At 70.7% G+C, this 17,909-nt stretch carries 18 protein-coding genes and 1 pseudogene; 13 read left to right on the forward strand and 6 right to left on the reverse strand.

The annotated features are described in order from the left end of the window. Positions 1–212: 212 nt before the first annotated feature. The 9 genes from BX286_RS34055 to BX286_RS34095 all read left to right on the forward strand — a co-directional run bounded on the left by BX286_RS34055 (position 213) and on the right by BX286_RS34095 (position 9,433). Complete coding sequence (locus tag BX286_RS34055) at positions 213–1,121, forward strand: LysR family transcriptional regulator (protein WP_187344256.1); 909 nt, start codon at positions 213–215, stop codon at positions 1,119–1,121. 188 nt (positions 1,122–1,309) lie between these two features. Beyond that, on the forward strand, positions 1,310–2,590 hold the full coding sequence (locus BX286_RS34060) for a hypothetical protein (protein WP_121017454.1): 1,281 nt from the start codon (positions 1,310–1,312) through the stop codon (positions 2,588–2,590). Positions 2,591–2,751: 161 nt separating this feature from the next. Continuing rightward, entirely contained in the window at positions 2,752–5,841 is a 3,090-nt protein-coding gene (locus BX286_RS37105) for a patatin-like phospholipase family protein (RefSeq protein ID WP_222842068.1), read from the forward strand. Between the two features lie 123 nt (positions 5,842–5,964). Continuing rightward, positions 5,965–6,660, forward strand: a complete 696-nt coding sequence (locus BX286_RS34070) for a hypothetical protein (protein ID WP_187344257.1) — start codon at positions 5,965–5,967, stop codon at positions 6,658–6,660. 90 nt (positions 6,661–6,750) lie between these two features. Further along, the gene (locus tag BX286_RS34075) at positions 6,751–7,050 is read left to right on the forward strand and encodes a DUF6247 family protein (protein ID WP_079431480.1); all 300 of its coding nucleotides are present in this window, start codon (positions 6,751–6,753) and stop codon (positions 7,048–7,050) included. Further along, positions 7,047–7,307, forward strand: a complete 261-nt coding sequence (locus BX286_RS34080) for a hypothetical protein (protein WP_079423258.1) — start codon at positions 7,047–7,049, stop codon at positions 7,305–7,307. Before BX286_RS34075 ends, BX286_RS34080 begins: the two co-directional genes overlap by 4 nt. A gap of 66 nt (positions 7,308–7,373) precedes the next feature. After that, on the forward strand, positions 7,374–8,123 hold the full coding sequence (locus tag BX286_RS34085; RefSeq protein ID WP_121017455.1) for a hypothetical protein: 750 nt from the start codon (positions 7,374–7,376) through the stop codon (positions 8,121–8,123). 54 nt (positions 8,124–8,177) lie between these two features. Then, positions 8,178–9,086 (forward strand): IS5 family transposase, encoded by a 909-nt coding sequence (locus tag BX286_RS34090; RefSeq protein ID WP_398897937.1) that lies wholly within the window; start codon positions 8,178–8,180, stop codon positions 9,084–9,086. A 71-nt stretch (positions 9,087–9,157) separates the two neighbouring features. Continuing rightward, positions 9,158–9,433, forward strand: coding sequence for a hypothetical protein (locus tag BX286_RS34095; RefSeq protein ID WP_121014619.1), 276 nt, complete (start codon positions 9,158–9,160; stop codon positions 9,431–9,433). Between the two features lie 62 nt (positions 9,434–9,495). On the opposite strand, the gene BX286_RS34100 is transcribed toward BX286_RS34095, so the two are convergent. Continuing rightward, positions 9,496–11,382: a DNA/RNA non-specific endonuclease gene (locus tag BX286_RS34100; protein ID WP_121017456.1), complete on the reverse strand. Its 1,887-nt coding sequence runs from the start codon at positions 11,380–11,382 to the stop codon at positions 9,496–9,498. A gap of 668 nt (positions 11,383–12,050) precedes the next feature. Further along, complete coding sequence (locus BX286_RS34110; protein ID WP_237292497.1) at positions 12,051–13,337, reverse strand: ricin-type beta-trefoil lectin domain protein; 1,287 nt, start codon at positions 13,335–13,337, stop codon at positions 12,051–12,053. A gap of 250 nt (positions 13,338–13,587) precedes the next feature. Here BX286_RS34110 and BX286_RS37730 point away from each other — a divergent pair. Together BX286_RS37730 and BX286_RS34120 are read left to right on the forward strand one after the other, a co-directional pair. Beyond that, a pseudogene (locus BX286_RS37730) lies at positions 13,588–13,746 on the forward strand (antibiotic acetyltransferase); the annotation flags it as partial. 165 nt (positions 13,747–13,911) lie between these two features. Then, positions 13,912–14,091, forward strand: coding sequence for a hypothetical protein (locus BX286_RS34120; RefSeq protein WP_079423248.1), 180 nt, complete (start codon positions 13,912–13,914; stop codon positions 14,089–14,091). A gap of 98 nt (positions 14,092–14,189) precedes the next feature. Here the strand turns inward: BX286_RS34120 and BX286_RS34125 are convergent, their stop codons facing one another. The 4 genes from BX286_RS34125 to BX286_RS34140 form a co-directional block, all read right to left on the reverse strand. Beyond that, positions 14,190–14,414, reverse strand: a complete 225-nt coding sequence (locus tag BX286_RS34125; protein ID WP_121017457.1) for a hypothetical protein — start codon at positions 14,412–14,414, stop codon at positions 14,190–14,192. A 171-nt stretch (positions 14,415–14,585) separates the two neighbouring features. After that, positions 14,586–14,804, reverse strand: coding sequence for a hypothetical protein (locus BX286_RS34130; RefSeq protein ID WP_100864496.1), 219 nt, complete (start codon positions 14,802–14,804; stop codon positions 14,586–14,588). A gap of 61 nt (positions 14,805–14,865) precedes the next feature. Continuing rightward, positions 14,866–15,771: a hypothetical protein gene (locus tag BX286_RS34135; protein ID WP_185117354.1), complete on the reverse strand. Its 906-nt coding sequence runs from the start codon at positions 15,769–15,771 to the stop codon at positions 14,866–14,868. Positions 15,772–16,049: 278 nt separating this feature from the next. Continuing rightward, positions 16,050–16,412 carry a glycosyltransferase family 2 protein gene (locus BX286_RS34140; protein ID WP_398898867.1) on the reverse strand — a complete coding sequence of 121 codons (363 nt, stop codon included), beginning with the start codon at positions 16,410–16,412 and terminating at the stop codon, positions 16,050–16,052. A gap of 49 nt (positions 16,413–16,461) precedes the next feature. On the opposite strand from BX286_RS34140, the gene BX286_RS34145 reads away from it, so the two are divergent. Beyond that, the gene (locus tag BX286_RS34145) at positions 16,462–17,337 is read left to right on the forward strand and encodes a glycosyltransferase family 2 protein (protein WP_121017459.1); all 876 of its coding nucleotides are present in this window, start codon (positions 16,462–16,464) and stop codon (positions 17,335–17,337) included. Positions 17,338–17,661: 324 nt separating this feature from the next. Next, positions 17,662–17,909 (forward strand): maleylpyruvate isomerase N-terminal domain-containing protein (locus BX286_RS34150; RefSeq protein WP_187344258.1); only part of this gene is annotated, 248 nt, incomplete at its 3' end.

Here is a 17,909-nt window from a genome sequence, read left to right on the forward strand (position 1 = left end):
ACGGCCGGAGCCGCACAGTCCGCCCGGCCACGGCAGGCTGCAGCGGGCGGCGGAGGCGGTACGGGTGAGGGCGCCGTGACGGCGGGGGAGGGGCGTTCGCGGCCCGGGAGCGCAGGCTTGCGTTTTTCTCGCCGCGAGCAAGAATCCTGCTGGCGTTCGTCTTCCATCACAAGAAAACACATCTTCGCGACAGATAAGTGAGCCTTAACTCCGTGCACGGACTCGACCCCCGCCTGCTCGCCACGCTCGAAGCCGTCGTACGGCACGGCTCCTTCAGCGCCGCCGCACGCGAACTCGGCTACAGCGCGCCCGCCGTCTCCCAGCAGATCGCCGAACTCGAACGCCGTGCGGGCCTGAGGGTGCTCGAGCGCCGCCCCGTGCGCGCCACACCGGCCGGCGAAGTCCTCCTCGACGCGGAGCAGGGTGTCCGCACTGCGCTGGCGGCCGCGTCGGTCGAACTCGGCGCCATACGCGCCGGTACGGCCGGCCGCATCCGCCTCGGTGCCTTCGCCTCGGCCGCCACCAGCATCGTTCCGCAGGCGCTGGCCCGGCTCCACGCGGCCTACCCCCACGTGCAGGTCAGCCTCAGCCAGCTGGAGCCCGAGGCCGGCTACAACCGGCTCAAGCGCGGGGACATGGACCTGGCCCTCAGCTACGACTACGACTTCATCCCCGTCCCGCCGCCCAGGATGCTGCGCCGGACGCTGGTCGCACGGGATCCGGTGGTGGCCGTGGTCCCGGTGCACCACCGCCTCGCCGACCGGGAGGTCATCGACCTGGCCAGCCTCGCGGCGGAGACGTGGATCGCGGCTCCGGAGGCCGCGCTGCGCCTGGAACTGCTCTCTCAGATGGCCAACGCACCCGGCTTCCAGGCCCGCCTGCAATACGAGGGGGACGACTTCAACACCGTGCTCGGGTTCGTCGCCGCCGGCCTGTGCGTGGCCGTCATGCCGCGACTCGCCCTGCCCCTCGCCCACAGCCAGGTCGTGGCCCGCCCCCTGGCCGAGCCGCAGCTGACGCGCTTCATCTACGCCGTCCGCATCGACACCCGGCATGCCCCGCGCGCCGTCCTGGACCTGGAACAGATGCTCGCCGCGCAAGCGCTGGCCGCACTCTCGTAAGTGAAAGGATCGTGGAGGCCGCGTGAAAAACGGCCAACTTGACGCCGCCTGCACGCGCGTAGACCTCACCGACACGCCGGACGTCCCACCGTGTCCGACTACCGGACACGGTGGCTGAAAGTTAAACTACTGTGTGGCGGGCGCACTACGTTTGCCGCGGTTGACGTTCCACCGAGAGGAAACCCCTCATGACCGCAGCCGCCGGCGCGCCGGGAACGGCCCGCATCCTCACCGGCTACCGCCCCGAGGACGGCTTCATGGCCGCAGAGCTGGACCCGCCCCCGGCCGAGTATGTATGGCACGACGAGAACGCCGAGCACCAGGACCAGCGTTACGGCCCGGGAGCGGGCTACCGCCAGTGGCTGGCAGTGGACGCGCGCGACGGCGCCGTCTGGTTCGGCGACACCGACTGGCGGGCCCCGCGGGAATCCCTCGGCAGCCGGCTCCCCGGCCTCCCGCGCAGGGCACTCGGCGACGGCGCCATCCCCGGACCGGGAATCATGGTGCAGCTGCTCGGCCACCTGACCCACGACGAACAACGCGGCTGCACCTGGCACTTCTTCGCCGCCGACGAACTGCACGCGCTCGCCCTGCGCGTACTGCCCGCCGTGCAGCGGCTCGTGGACTCGGTCCACCGGACAGGCCCCGAAGGCGAGCTGGAGTGGTCGGCCGAGGCGGCCACCGCGTGGGACGACATCGAGCAGGCCGCGACCCCCGCCTTCGACCCCTCCGGGAAACTCCTCTGGCCCAGGCCCCGCATGACCCCGGTCCCGGCCTGGCGCATCGAGGTCGGCGCCTTCCTGGCCGCCAACCCCGAGCTGTGCGACCCTTCCTGGGGCCTGGCCACGGACGCCGAACTCGACGCCTACGCCGACTACAGTCCCCAGGACGGCTACGGCGGCGTACCCGGCCGGGTGTGCCGCGCCGCAGGCCGGCAGATGGAGGACGGTTTCACCTTCTACGGCCACCGTGCCGCCCTGTACGCCTACCGGGCACGGGCCTGCGGCGACCGTACCCCGACGGACGCCCGCGCCTGGCTGGAGACGACAGAGGCCGGGCGGGACACGTGGGAGGCGGCCAAGCCCCTCGGAGCCACCCTCGCCGACGTCCCCGACTGCGCGCTGGCGGCCCTGGCCGAAAGGTTCCAGAACGCCGCGCACGAACACGGGCTGGCCTTGACGGGCCTGGCCGCCCATCTGCGGCGGCTGCGCGACGAGGAACGCTCCGCCGTCGACCGGCAACTCGTCCACGAGGGCGAGGAGGTCGAACGCCTCGAGAACATGCTCAAGGACTTCCGCGCCGCACGTAACCGCACCGTGACGCGCATCCTGGCCTGGTCCGACGGCCGCGGGGACGCGGAGATCGCCCGCCTGGCCTCCATCCCCGACGCAGACGTCGGCGACTGGAGGGCCCGCCTGACCGACGACCAGGGCGGCCGGCCCACGGAAGGCCCCCCTCCCGCCCCGTGACCCGGCAAGGCCGGAGACGGCCGCCGCGGGAAGGAGACAGCGGTGTCCTGCGCCCGCGCCCGCGGCGCGCCTCAGGCCTGCACGGGGCCGAGCGGGTCCTGTTCCCCCACGACCACCGGCCGTAACGACACCAGAGGCAATCACGCCGTTACTCTGCGTGCATGCCGAATGCTCAGGCGCAGTTGAAACTGCGAGAAGTGCCAGGCTGGGCGGTGGGGCTGTGCCTGTTCGGGCTCGCCGCCGGTCTCTCGATGGTCCTCTGGTACGGGGCGGCTCCGCCGTTCGGGGCCAGGCCCTCGGGGGACGGCGAGCTGCTGCTGCAGTTCGCGGCGACCCCCGCACGGGCCCGCGCCATCGTGAAGGCCGGAGGCGGTGCCGGCCTCTTCCAGGACGGGCTCGTGCTGGACTGGCGCTGGTTCATCCCCGGCTATGCGGCCGCCCTCGCGGGGGCGTTCGGGCTCGGGCACCTGCTGCTCTACCGCAAGGCCACGCGGCTGTGGGCCCTTCGAGCCCTCTTCCTCACCCCCGTGGCGGTGGCGGCGGACTGCGTGGAGAACGTCTTCCTCTGGCAGGCCCTCAACCGGATCAAGGCCGACCCGAACGGTCCCGTACCGCCCCGGGCCGCCCTCCTCAGCGGAGGCCCCGAGCATGATCTGGAGCGGAACCTGCAGTGGGCGAGCCACTTCGCCCAGCTGAAATGGGCGCTGGTCATCCCGCTGGTGGCAGCCGCCCTCCTGACCGTCGTCACCCTCTGCTCCCGCCGCGTGCTGGCCCCCTCCCTGGTGAGGGGAACGACCGAAGACCGCCCCCGTCCCGTCGTGGAGTACGCCGATCAGCCCGCCGCGGACCGGACCGGCCTGCCGGACGTGATCCTCCCGCCCGCCGCGCCCCACGACTGGGAACCCCTGTCCGAGTGGACCGCACCCGACCCGGCCAGGCCACACCTCGCCGCAGACCCGCCGGACAGCGCGTCGGCCCACTGGCGCAACCGCCGTTACCAGCCGCCCTCCCGCAAACCCGGGGAGCTCGGCTTCTGCGTCTCCGGCGGCGGCATCCGGTCGGCGTCGGTGGCCCTCGGCGCCCTGCAGGCGCTGCGCGCCGAACTGCTCGAGGCCGACTACCTGGTGTCGGTGTCCGGCGGCGGGTACACGGCCGGCGCCTTCCAACTTGCCCTGACCGACGCCCGGTTCGTCGATGCCGAGGGGAACCCTTCGGTACCCCGGCCCGGCCTCGCACGGCCCGCGGACGCCTTCGCACCGGGCAGCCCGGAGGAGGACCACGTCCGCCGCCACGCCAAGTACCTGGCGGACACCCCCAAGGAGAGGCTGCACGCCGCCGGGGCGGTGCTGCGGGGGATGGCCGTCTCCTTCGGCATGCTGGCCCTGCTCTTCACCGTCGTGGGCCAGTGCCTGAACGCGTTCTACTCGCGGCTGCCGCTGACCGACCTCCACCGCTTCGTCCCACGGCCGAAGGTGTTCGTACCGACCTGCCAGAACCCGGCGCTCCCGGTGTGTCCCGGTCCGCCGGAGACCTTCCTGCCGCCCTTCCACCTGTACCCGAACGCCTGGCAGCCCGTCCTCGTCCTGTTCGGCCTGGCCGGCCTGGTGTCGGTGGCCTTCGCCTTCGGCGGATCCTGGACCAAGGCGTCCCGCCCCGCCTGGCTGCGCAGCGTCGTGAAGGCGATCGTGTGGATGGCCCTGGTGGTCGCCTTGCTCTCCATCGTCCTCCCTGCGGTGATCTGGTTCTTCGCCTGGCTCGCACACGAGCAGGGGGTGGTGTACAGCGACGGCAGGGGGCTGTCCGTGCTCGCCGCGCTCACCGGGGCGGCGACCGCCGTCGGCACCTGGTTCACCGTCGTGCACAAGACGGTGAGGCAGCTGACGCCCGGCGGCGAACTGACCGGCCCGCTCCGCAAGGGCGGCGGGCCCTCCCTCGTGGTCCAGGTCGGCGGCGGCTGGGTCAAGGCCGCGGTGTGCTGGCTGGTGCTGCTCCTGGTCGCCTTCTTCTACCTCGCCCTGATGACCTGGACGGCCGTCTACGCGGGCACGTGGAACATCTGGTGGAAGGCCGGGATCCCGACCACCCTGATCGTGCTGTCGCTCGTGATCGACCAGACCACCTTCAGCCTTCACCCCTTCTACCGCCAACGGCTTGCGGGCGCCTTCGCCGTCCGCCGCGCGGTGCTGAAGGGCGGCTCGGTGGGCGCCCTGCCGTACGACTACAACCACGAGCCGACCCCGCTGCACCCCTACGCACAGCGGGTGGACGGCTTCCCCCAGGTCATCTTCGCCGCTTCGGCGGCCGTCTCGCTGCGCAACCGGACCGCGCCCGGGCGCCCGGCCGTGCCCTTCACCTTCGCGTCCGACTACTGCGGTGGCCCCGACACCGGCTGGGTCCGCACCGAAACCCTCCAGGCGACGGCCCCGGAGCTGATCGGGCGCGACCTGACCGTCCAGTCCGCCGTCGCCGTGTCAGGAGCGGCCTTCGCCTCGGCGATGGGCTCCCAGACGATGTTCATGGAGCGGCTGCTCGCCCTGTCCAACGTACGGTTGGGCACCTGGGTTCCGAACCCCCTCTACATCGCGGAACTGGCGAAGTACGGACCCGACCGGATCATGCCGCGGCTGCCCCGGGTGCGGCGGCTGCGGTACCAGCTCCAGGAACTGGTGGGCTGGTTCTCGGACACCACGCCCCTGCTGCTGTGCACCGACGGCGGCCACTTCGACAACCTCGGCCTGGTCGAGATGCTGCGGCTCCGCTGCCGGACCGTCTACGTCATCGACGCCTCCGGGGACACCCCGCCCCTGGCCACTACCCTCGCCCAGGCCGTGACCCTCGCCTACGAGGACCTCGGGGTGAAGATCACGTTCAACAGGGAGCCGGGCCGCAACCTGCTGGACCTGGTACCCGGCAGCGGGAAACCCCTCGCGCCCGAGGCGCCGATGGCCGCCCTGAACGCCCGCTTCTCCGCCACCTGCGTGGTGCGCGGCACGATCGAGTACCCGGAGGAGGTCGAGTTCTCGCCGGGCACACCGAAGGAGACGAAGGGGACGATCATCTTCGTGAAGGCCACCCTGACCCCCGACATGCCGGAAGAACTGCTGAGCTACGCCCTGCGCGAGCCGGCCTTCCCCCGCCAGGCCACCTTCGACCAGTGGTTCGACCACGCCCAGTTCGACGCCTACCGCGCGCTCGGCTACCACCTCGGCACCAAGGCCAGAGACCTCCGCCCCGACAACCCGGAGGCGTAGCCGCCCGCCATCTCCCCTCCGAGGGGGCCGTGTCCGACGCTCCGGGGGACGGGTGCTCCCGGCAGGAGGCGCGACCTATGCTGCCGAAGTCAGCCGCCGCACCTCAACGCAGGAGGACAGCAGATGACCGGCCACGACTCCCTCGCGGACAGCGGAATCCGGGATCCCTTCGACACGTTGCACCGCGCCCTGTGGATCGGCGGCGGCCAATGGGCCGGAAAGTCGACCGTGGCCCGGCTCCTCGCTGTCCGGTACGGCGTCACCGCCTATCACTACGACTACCACGACGCCCGCGGTCACAACGACCGCCGGATCGCCCGTCGCCTCAGCCTCGGCGAGCCCGCCACCGAACCAGACCTCGACAAGGTGTGGGTCCACTCCACCCCGCAAGAGATGGCCACCGAAACCCTGGCCGGCTTCCCGGCCCGGTTCGAGTGGGCCCTGGACGACCTGCGCGCACTCGTCTCGGGCCACCCGATCATCGCCGAGGGCTGGGGACTGCGTCCTGAACTGGTCGCACCCCTCATCGACTCCCCGCGCCGGATGGTCGTCATGGTGCCCACGCCGGAGTTCCGCCGTCACCAGCTCCGCGAACTACCCCGAGCCGCCTCGCTCGGGCACCGCGTCAGCGATCCGCTCCGAGCCCAGGCCAACCGCCTCGCTCGGGATCACCTCGTCGCACAGGACGCCGTCCGCACTGCCCACCAGCTCGGCATCCGCGTGATCGAAGTCGACGGTTCCCGCGACGCCGCCGCGACCGCGCAGACCGTCGCCGACCACTTCAGCCCCTACCTCCCGCGCCTACACCGCGAGGCTTGATCACCACCAGCATTCAGCCACGCGAACTTCCGTGCCGGCACCTGCGGGTGGGGGATACCGTGGCGGTAGGACGTCATGGAGGAGGAGAGCGTGAGCGCGCAGCCCGAGGGAATCCCCGTACCGCCACCCGCCCCTGCTGCGGCCGCCCAACTCCTCGCCCGCCTGCGCGAGGAGCGCCGTGCCGAGACCTGGGTGCCGGCGTTCGAGCGGGACTGGGCCAAGGCCCTGGAGGACTCCCGCCACACCTACAGCCTCACCCCGCTCCACGACGTCGTACGTACCTGGCAGCTGCGTCTCGCCGCGGCCCCGGCCGTCGACGCCTACTTCGACTCCGGCCGCGACGAGACCGGCTTCCTGGCCCTCGACGACGTCCTGGGCGTACGCCGGTGACCGGCCGGCCCTGGGCGGTACGCCTGTCACCGCAGGCCGCGAAGGTGATCACCGAGCTGCCCGGGCCCGCCAAGGAGATGGTCCGCGACGTGCTGGACATCGCGGCGCGATCCCCGTGGGGCTGGCCACAGTGGAACACCGGCGACCCCGAAGGCGAGGACGTCCGCGCCGCATCGGTAGGGCAGCTGTCCGTCGTCTACGTGGTCAACCGCCTCACCCGGCACCTGTCGGTCCTGGACGTCATCTGGATCGGTTAGCCTCGGTCGCTCGTAGGGGGGCGGGATACGTCGCAGCAGCGAACGGGGGAAGGGGACAGGGGGGCCATGACGAGCGGGCACCAGACCCACACGGCAGGCTCCGGCCGGCAGCCGTTGCAGACGCGCGCCCTGACCCGTGAGGCCGGGCGGGCACGGCAGCTCCTGGCCGCCGGGGAGTGGCGCCCTGCCGCGGCGGACTCCGAAGCAGCGGCACGCGTCCTGGCCCGCCTCACGGCACCGCTCCCGACCCGGCAGGCAGCGACCACACGGACACTGGCCACGGACCGGGACCGGCGCCTCCAACGCATCCTGCGGACCACCCTCCACCACCTCGACGCAGGCGCAGTCAGCCCGCCCGCAGCCGCCCTCCTGGCCGCCATCGCCCGGGCCTTCCTCCCGTGGCACACCACCCCGAACCCGCCGCCCGCAGCGGCGGCCCCCAAATACGGGACCCCGTTGGGCACAGCGGACGGCCCGGCCGTGCCCCCGACAGAAGCGGGCGAGGCCCTGCTCCCCGACCTGATCGCACTCTTCGCCGCGCTGGCCTCGGCGAGCCCACCCGGGACCGTCCCGCTCACGCCCCCGGTCGAGCCCTGGCACGTCCCGTACACGGGCCGCTTCCGGCGTTACGGCAGACCCTCTCCCGACGTGTGGACGGCCGAGACCATCGGTTGCCCGGCATGCGAGGGCAAGGCCGGCCCGTGGACGGTGACCTGCGACTGGCGCCTGATCTCGTTGGGCTGCCAGTGCGGGGCGGTGACCCACCAGCACGGCCTTGCCTTCTCCGAAGTCTGGCTCCTCCTGCCCGACCTGTGACCGAGGTGGAGCGGTGGATCGGCGATCACAGCACGGCTAGGCCGTGTTTTAGAAATGGGCTTGTCGCTCGCCCTGCGCCGTGATGATCGTGGTGTGGGGCGAGGGGATCTTTCTGATGGTCAGTGGGCCGTGCTGGAACCACTGCTGCCGGTCGCGGTGTTGGGGCGGCCGCCGTTGGGCCGGCGGAGGCTGATCGACGGGATTCGGTGGCGGGTGCGGACTGGTGCTCCGTGGAGGGATCTCCCGTCGGAGTACGGGCCGTGGCAGACGGTCTATGGGCTCTTCCGCCGCTGGCAGCGTGACGGCACCTGGCCTGCACTGCTGACCAGGCTGCAAGCCCGCGCGGATGAGGCAGGGCTGATCACGTGGGAGGTCAACGTCGACTCCACGATCTGCCGGGCCCATCAGCACGCCGCGGGTGCCCGCCGCGACGGACAGGCCCAGAAGGAACCGCCCGGCGGGACCCGCGCCGAGCCGGAAGACCACGGACTGGGTCGGTCCCGGGGCGGTTTCACCACGAAGATCCATCTAGCCTGCGAGCAAGGTCAACGGCCGCTGTCGTTGCTGGTCACCGCAGGTCAGCGTGGTGACAGCCCTCAGTTCGCCGCCGTGCTGGAAGGCATCCGGGTTCCCCGCACCGGACCGGGCCGTCCTCGTGTCCGCCCGCTGCGGGTGCGGGGCGACAAGGCGTATTCCTCCCGCGCCAACCGGGCCTACCTGCGAAAACGGGGAATCCGCTGTACCATCCCAGAGCCCGCCGACCAGGTCGCGAACCGCAAGCGGCGGGGGAAGGCCGGCGGGCGGCCTCCGGCCTTCGACCGTGAGGACTACAAGGCTCGGCACGCGGTCGAGTGTGGGATCAATCGGCTCAAGCGCAACCGGGCGGTGGCCACCCGGTTCGACAAGCTCGCGGTCCGCTTCGAGGCAACCGTCCTGATCGCCGCCATCGGTGAATGGCTGTGACTGGCCTGGGCCGTCGGTCCGCATGCCATGCTGACCGCGGCCAGGGCGAACAACGCGAGGGAGAAGCAGCGATGGGGGCCCAGTACTACGGCGCCGACAGCGAGAACGGCGACCGCATCGACGACCCCTCTGAGGACGCGCTGTTCATGATGGTCAGCGACCTCAACGACTCCGACAACACCTTCGTGGTCGTCCAGCCCGACGAGGACGACCCCGTCTGGTTCGCCTCCGTGGCCGTCCTGGACGAAGGCGGCTACGAGTTCGTCCGCCGCGATACCACCCGCAACGAGCACGAGGTCACCACAGCGACCAGCATCAACGACATCGCCCGCGACCTCACCGTCTGAATGGCCGCCCGCGACTTCCCCGGACGGCCAACCAGGCAGGTCGGCGAGTTCTAAAACACGGCCTAGCTCCAGTCGATATCCGCCAGGCTCTCCAGTGGCGTCCGCTCCTGCAGCGACTCGGGCACCACGAAGGTGTCCGCCTCGTTCATCACGGTGGGGAAGCGGATGTGGGCCTGCTCCTGTATCTCGGCGACCTTGACCTGGAACACGCGGAACTCGTCCAGTTCGAGGGATTCGGGCAGGACCAGGTTCTGCGCCAGCAGGAACGCCTTGGCCTTGAACGTGCCCTGTTCGGAGAAGACGATGATCTTCCAGAACGCGCGGGGGATCCGCACTCCGCGGAACTCCCGGTCGTCGTCCTGGAAGACCGGCCCGCCGAAGACGCTCACCTTGAGGTCCTCGACGTCGACGTCGGCGAACACCGCGTCCTCCAGCCTCCCCCAGAGGCCGTTGCGCTTGCTCTGGTTGAAGTCGTCCATCTGCGGAGTGATGTTGGTGTAGAAGAACGAGTCGTGGTTGGCCTTCTGGGCCTCCGGCAGCGGGCCCCAGCAGAGGTCGGCGCGGCGGGCGATGTGGCCGCGGTCGAGCCGGTTGGCGGCGCCCTTGTACAGCGCGTTGTCGACCTGGTCCTCCGCCGGCACGCGCGGGTCCTTGACGAAGTCGATCCCCTTGCGGTTGAGGGCCTTGAGGGCGCCGCCGTCGATGTTCCACGCCACCCAGATCGCGAAGCGCCGCGGCTTGCTCAGCGCCAGGGAGAAGTGGGTGTACGGGATCACCTCGGAGCCGTCGATCCGTACGGCGGTGCCCTTGATCGAGGGGTTGAGCGACGGGGTGGGCACCGGCACGGAGAGGAACCCCGGGTCGTACCCGGCGGTCAAGGACTCCAGGGAGGCTGCGGCCGGGGGATCCAGGGTGACCTTCAGCTGTTCGAAGACCGCGCGCGGGAAGCAGGCCAGCGCCCGGTCCACGGGGTCGGACTCGTCCTCGCCGCCGAAGTGCAGGCCGGCCAGTACGTCCGAGGGCCTGCCGGACCGCGTCTTGAACATCCAGGCCGAGCCGGAGTCGCCGTGCGTGCTGATCTCCCCGCCGGGTGCCACGTGGCGGGGGTCCGGGCCGATCTCGAAGCACTCGATCTCCTTGGTCCCGACCGGCGGGCCGTAGGGGACGCGGACCTTGGCGAAGGGGCGGGTGACGATGCCGTGCGTGACGCCGGTGGTGCGGCCGGACTTGACGACCTTGTCGTCGATATGGGGCTCGCCGAGCTGTTTCGGTGTGACGCCGAGGCCGAGGATGTCGGTGTCGACGCCGCGTTCGGTGATGGTCGAGACGGCGCAGTCGCCCGCGGTGCCGAGGTGGGCGCGCCGCAGCACGCCGACGCGGTTGGCGGCGAACCGGCTGTCGTCGTCCGTGCCCGGCTGGACGACCTCGTCACCGGCCGTGCCCTCGCGGCCGTTCAGCACGTGCCAGTTGCTGAGCAGACAGGTGGCGCCGTCGTTCTTGTCGAAGACGATGCAGCCCAGGGTGCCGGCGTGCAGGCGGACGCTGCCGACGCTCACTCCGGGGCGGACCGGGTCGACGCGCTTTTGCCGCTCCGGGGTCTGTGCCTCGGGGACGACGAGGAAGTGCGGCTGGTAGCTGCGTTCGATCACGTCGGTGCGCAGGGTCCGGCCGCCGCCGAGGTCGATGACCGGGGGGATGGGCGTGGTGTTCAGCGGGGCCAGGCCCTCCGGGGTCACCTTGGTGTCGACGGTGAACTGGAGGGTGAGTTCCTTGGTCCGCCGCCCCTTCGTCTCCCGGTAGCCGATGCCGATCGAGGAGATGTTGGGGTCCTTGAGGTATCCGGACCCGTGGGTACGGATGTACTGCTTGGCCGAGGCGATGAGCTGTTCCTGCCCGTCCGCCCTGGCGGCGGCCCCGGAGGCGGCGGACGTACGCTTCTTGGCGGTCATCGGGGTCTCCTTCCGTAAAGGAGTCGGGTCCCCGAGTTGGTTGAATCGGAAGCGAACTGACGCGCCGCGAGCAGGCGCGGGCGCTCGCCGTACGCGTGTACGTCCAGCCTACGGCGGGGCCGCGGGGCGAGCGCGCCGAGCGGTGGGGTGCGCCCCGGCGGTGGTGCCGTCATGGGCTTTCACCCTGCCGCCCCGGCGGGCGAGGGCCGTCCGGCCGGTGCTCTGCCTTCACACCGGCCGGGCCGGCTCGGCCCGGAAGATGAGCCGCCCTCGCCTGCGACGACGGGCCATCCGGGCGGTGATCCCGCAGCCCGCGGGACCGGCCGCCCGGGGAGCCCCCGAGCAGCGGATACGAGGACCTGAACCAGTTCAGGGCCCGGTCCCAGGGACCCTGGGCGAGGCGTTCGCCAGTGCTTCGGTCACGGCGACCACCGGCCACGCGCATGCCGGCGGTCCGCGCCACAGGGGCCCGCCGCGCTTGAGGGCCGTGCCAAGGGAGACACCGGCGACCTACTTCATGACGATCACCGGCGCTCCCGAGCGGCACCGATCCGTTCCCGGCCCGTAGCCGTCCGTCACGGGGACCCCCCGGGCCGTGGGCGGTGCTGCGAGGCGCCCGCGCGGACGCGACCGAAGGCGCCCGCGCGAACGTTCGGCCCGGACGCCGCCTACTTCGGCGCGACCCAGACCTGGCGCTTGTCGCCGCCCGCCGCGTAAAGCTGCACCGCCGTGCCGTTGTCGGTCTTGCCGCCGGTCACGTCCAGTACCTTGCCGGAGGCAACGTGCACGATCTGACCCTTGGCGTTGACCGTCCACCGCTGCGCGGACGTGCCGTTGCAGTCGTAGAGCTGGATCTTGTTGCCGTTGGCGGTCAGGTCGCGCGAGTCGTCCAGGCACTTGCCCAGCGCGCGGAACGTGCCGTCCTTCCCGAGGATCCACGACTGGGCGACCGAGCCGTTGCAGGTGTACAGCTGGATCTGCGTGCCGTTGGCCGCCTTGCCGCCCTTGACGTCCAGGCACTTGCCGCCCAGGCCCGTCACCTTGCCCTGCGGGGGCAGCGCGGCCCCGGCCCCGGCGGCGAGCAGCCGCAGCCCCTGCACGTCGAACTGCTGGACGTACGTACCCGCCCGCTTGTCCTGGTACGCGTACGTCGGCGAGCACATGACCGGGAACTCCCCGGAGTCGGTGCCCTTGACGCAGTCGCCCTTGGTCAGGCTGCGGTTGGCGTGGGTGAGGCCGAGCGTGTGACCGATCTCGTGGCTGATGTGGTTCCTCATGTACGTCTCGCCCATCGCGGCCGTGGGCTTGCCCTGCGCCGTGAAGAACGAGTCGTCGATGTAGGCGTGTCCGCTGGTCACCGTCTCCGGCACGGAGGAATTGGTGAAGCCGCAGCTGAGGTTGGCGGTCCCGGAGCCGTCGCGGACCACCTTCCAGCCGGTGCTGCCCATGCTGCCCTCGCCGGCGGGCGGCACGCACGGGCGGTGCAGCACGCCGACGATCACCTCGCCCTTGAGCCGGACGTGTTCCCAGCCCACGGGTTGGGTGTCGACGGTGACCGGCAGCGTGGTGATCCGCTGGAGGTCGGCGGCGGTGGCCTTCGCGTAAGGGGCCAGCCAGTCCGCGGACTTCTGGTCGTAGAACTTGATCGTGTAGCCGGTCGTCAGCCACTTGGTGGCGCCGCTCAGCTTCCACCCCTCGCCCGACGGCGGGTTGGTGGTGCCGGCCGCGGCGACGCCCGAGCGCGGTACGGCCGCCGCCGTGTCGCCGAGCGTCAACACGCCGTCCTTGAAGGCCGTGTTGTCGCTCGTGGAGGTGGCGGAGTCCGCCGCGTGGGCGTCCAACGCGTCCTCGACCGGCGGGATCGTGACCGTCTCGGCGGCTTCCGCCCCGCTGTCGGTGTCCTCGGTACCGAACGCGGTGGGGGTGAGGAGCCCGCCGCCCGCGACCGCCGCCACGGCACAGGCGGCTATCAGTGTTTTCCGGTACTTGCCTATGAATGCCAAATCCCCGTTGCCTCTCCTTGTGGAAGCTCCCGGGCGTACCCACCATCGCGTGGGGCACCGGGAGTTGATCAGATCATAGGAGAGGATGGAACTACCGCCTCCGTCACCCGCCACGCACGAAGTCCAGCCCCTGGCCGGCAGCGATCGACACCGCCGTCCACCGACTCCCCGGCGGCCCCGCCGCAGCCATGCCGACCGAAGTCACGACGTCTGGTTCGGTCACGGCGCGACAGTCATGCCCGGAGTCCGCATCGGCCGCGGCGCGGTCGCCGCAGCCGGCTCCGTGGTCGTCGAGGACGCCCCGGCCTACGGCATCGCCGGCGGCACTCCGGCCCGCCTTCTGGGCACCCGCGCCCCCGCTGTCTACCGGGCGGCAACGGCTGAGGGTCGGCCCCGACCGCGCGCGGGCGCGCAGCGCCCGGGGAACGTTATGCGCTCCTCGGAATGAATTCCTCCGGAAGGGTTGACGCGGGCATCAGGTCGGGCGGATCGTGATCGCCTCAGCTACGCGAGCGCTGGAGGTCCCGTGAGCAAGTTCCGCACGAGAGAGATGACCGTGCCGAGCCGCACCGCCGTCTGTACGGTGCCGGCGCGAGCTGAGGTGGAACTGAGTAACGAAGAGCTCCTTGAGCGGTACCCCGCTGTTGCCGAGATCATGGCCCGCTGGAACCTCGAACGAATGAGCGACGCCGAGATCCAGATCTAGGCAGGCCGCCTGCGAGGCTGATCCTGGGCCCCCTGGCATGGAGCGGGACTCTCCCGACTCTCCCGACCCTCCCGACGAGCGACGTGGCGCGCCGGGGCTCAGGCGCCGGCGCTCCACACCTCGGGCCCCCCGCCCTGCCACCGGATCGGCCCTTCCTCTGACAGGTCCACGTCCTCGAAGCCGGCCCGCCGCAGGAATTCGGACACGTCCCCGAGGTTGAACGCGCGGCCGAGGTCGGCGTCGACGCCGAGGACGTGTGCGGTGACCTTCCGGCCGCCCTTCGGCGATACGGGGTGAACGACGATCTCCGTTTGGTCGGCCATGCATCCAGCGTGCGGCGGGCCGGTCAGTCCGGCACCCCGAGGGCCGTGCCCACCTGCGAGCGAGTGCACGCTTCGACGTCCTCGGCCGGCGCCTGCCGACTGAGCCCGGCCTCAAGGGCGCGCCCGCGCGCCCGGTCGGGCATTACTCCGACCGGGCGCGGCCCGGTGGTATCAGGGCTTGCCGTCTTCGTCCCGGGAAGCGGGGCGATCGTCGTCACCCTGGCGGTTCCGGCGATCTTCGCGTTCGGCTTCGTCGAGCTCCCGCATACGGCGCTCGACGCCCTCCTTCAGGCTCTCCCGCTCCGGCGGCTCGGGCTTGGCCTCGGGCCGCTGGATCTTCTCACGCAGGCGATTCGCGCGCTCCTTGCGCTGCTGGGCGTCCTCACTCACGACAGTCTCCCTGTCAGGCGGGCTGAGGCGGTACGGTGACGATTGTCCTCCAAACCTCGCCTTACTTCCCTTTGCCCTTCCCCTTGCCCTTCCCCTTCTCCTTCGCCGTGGCTTTGAAGGCATTGGCCGCCGGGTTCGCCCCCTTCAGCCGCTCGATCTGGGCGCGCCATTCGTCGGCCCGGGCGCTGGTGGACTCGTCGACGCGGGCTGTGAGGGTCCGCGCGGCCAGGTAGGGCTTCGAGGAGGGACCGCTGGCGGCCAGGCGGCTGACGGTCTTGGTCTGTGCGTCGATGGCCTCGCGGATGCTGCCGCCGCCCGACAGTTTGCCGAGTTTGCGGAACGTCGGCTCCTTGCCCTCGAACCACGTCTGCTGCCACCACTCGTCCTTGACCGGGTCCCGCCAGCTGATGTACCCGCCGCGCAGGATCGTCCGGGGCGCCTTGATGTGACCGCCGAAGCTGTAGCGCACCCCTGCGACGGTGACCGGATCGTAGAAGCGGGGGGTGAAGAAGTCGGAGACGAGCTGGCCGTTGACGGTGTAGCCGAACTCCTCGGCCTCCGAGGGGTCGGCGACCTCCACGAGGAACTCGACCTGTCCCTGGTCGGGGTGGGGAGACTTGCCGGACACGACACGGTTCCCGAAGGTGTCGGCCAGCATTTCCAGCATCTCGTGGCTCGCGGTCAGCGACCAGCTGTCGCTGAACTCGATCAGGGAGTACGGCTGTCCGTTCTCGTCCGTGTGGAACCCTGCCGCGCCGGGCACGTCGTCGACCACGATCAGCGGCCAGTACCCGACGGGAACGTCCTCCAGTCTGTCGAAGGCGTCCACTGTCGCATTCACTTGCCACAGCGGTGCGAAGTCGCGACTCGCCTGTTTCTGGAGCGCGGCGGCGACGCGGTTGAGCTGTGAAGGACTGATCTGGTTGGTCTTGGTCTCGGGTACGAGCGCGAGCTGTTTGATGAGCATGGTTGCGGCTGACCTTCCGTTTGGGGGCAGCGGCTTGGAACCACTCCGGCTCCATGGCCGCCGGACCCATCGAGCTTCACCGAGCGGCGGCCCGATCGGGCGGGCACACGTCCGAAGGCGGGGAGATATCAGCCGAATGGCGGTTTACGAAAAGCGTTGCCCTGAGCTTTGGCTGAGGTCCTGGCGTTCGGCGGACAAGTCGCCGGGATCCCGCCGTCGTTCACTCACATTGCCCAGGAGGCGGCAGTCGCGGACAGGGAGCGGTCTCGCTTCTTCCGCTATATGCAGGCCCGTGGATACGCAGTGGGAGCCGGACGAGACCGCCAGGTCCATCGGCTCACCCACCGCACCGCGCAGCGCGACTGGACGACGGGGATCGGCCCGGCCGGGTCAGTCGCCAGACCGTCCGCCGGCGCATCGGGCGCCGCAGGCGCCGGCCAGACCCGGTTGCGGGCCGTCATCCGGTGGTGGACCGCGTGCCGGGCCGGGGACGTCCGCGGGTGCTGGAGGACCAGCCGCGGCTCGTACAGGATGTCCCAGCCGCGGTCGATGGCCCGCCAGGCCAGGTCGGTCTCCCCGAATTTTCTGGCCTCGGAACGGCTGACCTGGTGTGTGGCCTGGAGCAGCACGTGGTGGGCCACGCTGAGCGACGCTAGCATCGGCACTCGCCGACGACTGGAGTTTGCCGCTATGACGTTGCCGCGCATCGGGGTCGTCATCGTGACCATGGGCACTCGCCCGCGGGAACTGGACGCCTTGCTCGCTTCTGTGGAGAAGCAGGATGTTCCTGCGGCGCGAGTGGTGCTGGTGGGCAACGCGACCCCTCTCACCGATGTCTCGGCTGACGTCACCAAGATCCCGCTTGAGGAGAACCTCGGCTGTCCCGGAGGCCGCAATGTCGGCCTGAAGGCCCTGTGCGAGTCGGGTGAGGTCGATGTCGTCATCGAGCTGGACGACGACGGGCTGCTCATTGCCGACGACGTGTTCCGCACGGTCGGGCAGCTGTTCGCCTCGGACCCCAAGCTGGGAATCGTGGGGTTCCGTGTCGCTGACGAGCACGGACACACGGAGCGGCGCTGGGTACCCCGGCTGCGTGCCGACGATCCGATGCGCCGCGGCTTGGTGACTGCTTTCCTCGGCGGTGGCCATGCCTTCTCGGTTCCGATGCTCAACGAGATCGGCCTGTGGCCGGCGGAGTTCTTTTTCGGACATGAAGAGACAGACCTCGCCTGGCGTGCACTCGATGCCGGGCGGAAGATCCTCTACGAACCCAAGCTCGTCCTCCAGCACCCCAAGACCTCACCAGCCAGGCATGCGGTGTACTACCGGTTCACCGCCCGAAACCGGGTCTGGCTTGCCCGACGCCGACTCCCGCTTGCCTTGGTCCCGGTCTATCTCGGTGTGTGGATCCTACTCACCCTCGCCCGCATCCGATCCCTGACCGGCCTGAAGGCGTGGTGCGGTGGGTTCATGGAGGGGGTACGGACTTCATGCGGCCCGCGCAAGCCGATGAGGTGGCGGACGGTGTGGCGTATGACGCGGCTGGGCCGGCCTCCGGTTCTCTGAGCAGTCATGGCACTGCCTTGCCCCCATCAGAACGGGAGAGCGTCGACAGGACCGATCAGAATGCGGCCCCAGTGCCTCGCGTCAGAGAATCGGGGCGGTGAACGGGCCTACTACGAGCACTGCGCCGGCGAGGCGCCAGGCCGCGCGGCGAGGCCAGAGCACCCACAGGCACGGCGCCCGGCGTACCGCCACCACCAGCGTCCTCGCAGCAGTGCGCGGCTTGTCCCCCGAGCGGTGGGAGGCGAGGACGTCCGCAATGGCCCATCGGGCGGCGACTGCGGAAATCGCTGTCCGATCACCGGAGTTCGGTGATAGACATCCGGCGTGGAAAAGAATCTTGAGTTCCCTGACCTGCTGCGACTGATCGATGAACGGTCGACCGCCTTCCGCGCCGCGGTCGCCGCCGCGCCCAGTCTCGACGCACCGGTGCCGACCTGCCCCGAGTGGACGCTGTTCGATCTGGTGAAGCACCTGGGCGGGGGAGACCGATTCTGGGCCGCCATCGTCGGCGCGGGGCCTGCCGACGCTCCCCCGGCCGAGGCCACCGCTGCGCGCGCCGCTCTGGAAGTGCC

Source organism: Streptomyces sp. 3211.6 (assembly GCF_003634815.1).
GTDB classification, from domain to species: Bacteria; Actinomycetota; Actinomycetes; order Streptomycetales; family Streptomycetaceae; genus Streptomyces; species Streptomyces katrae_A.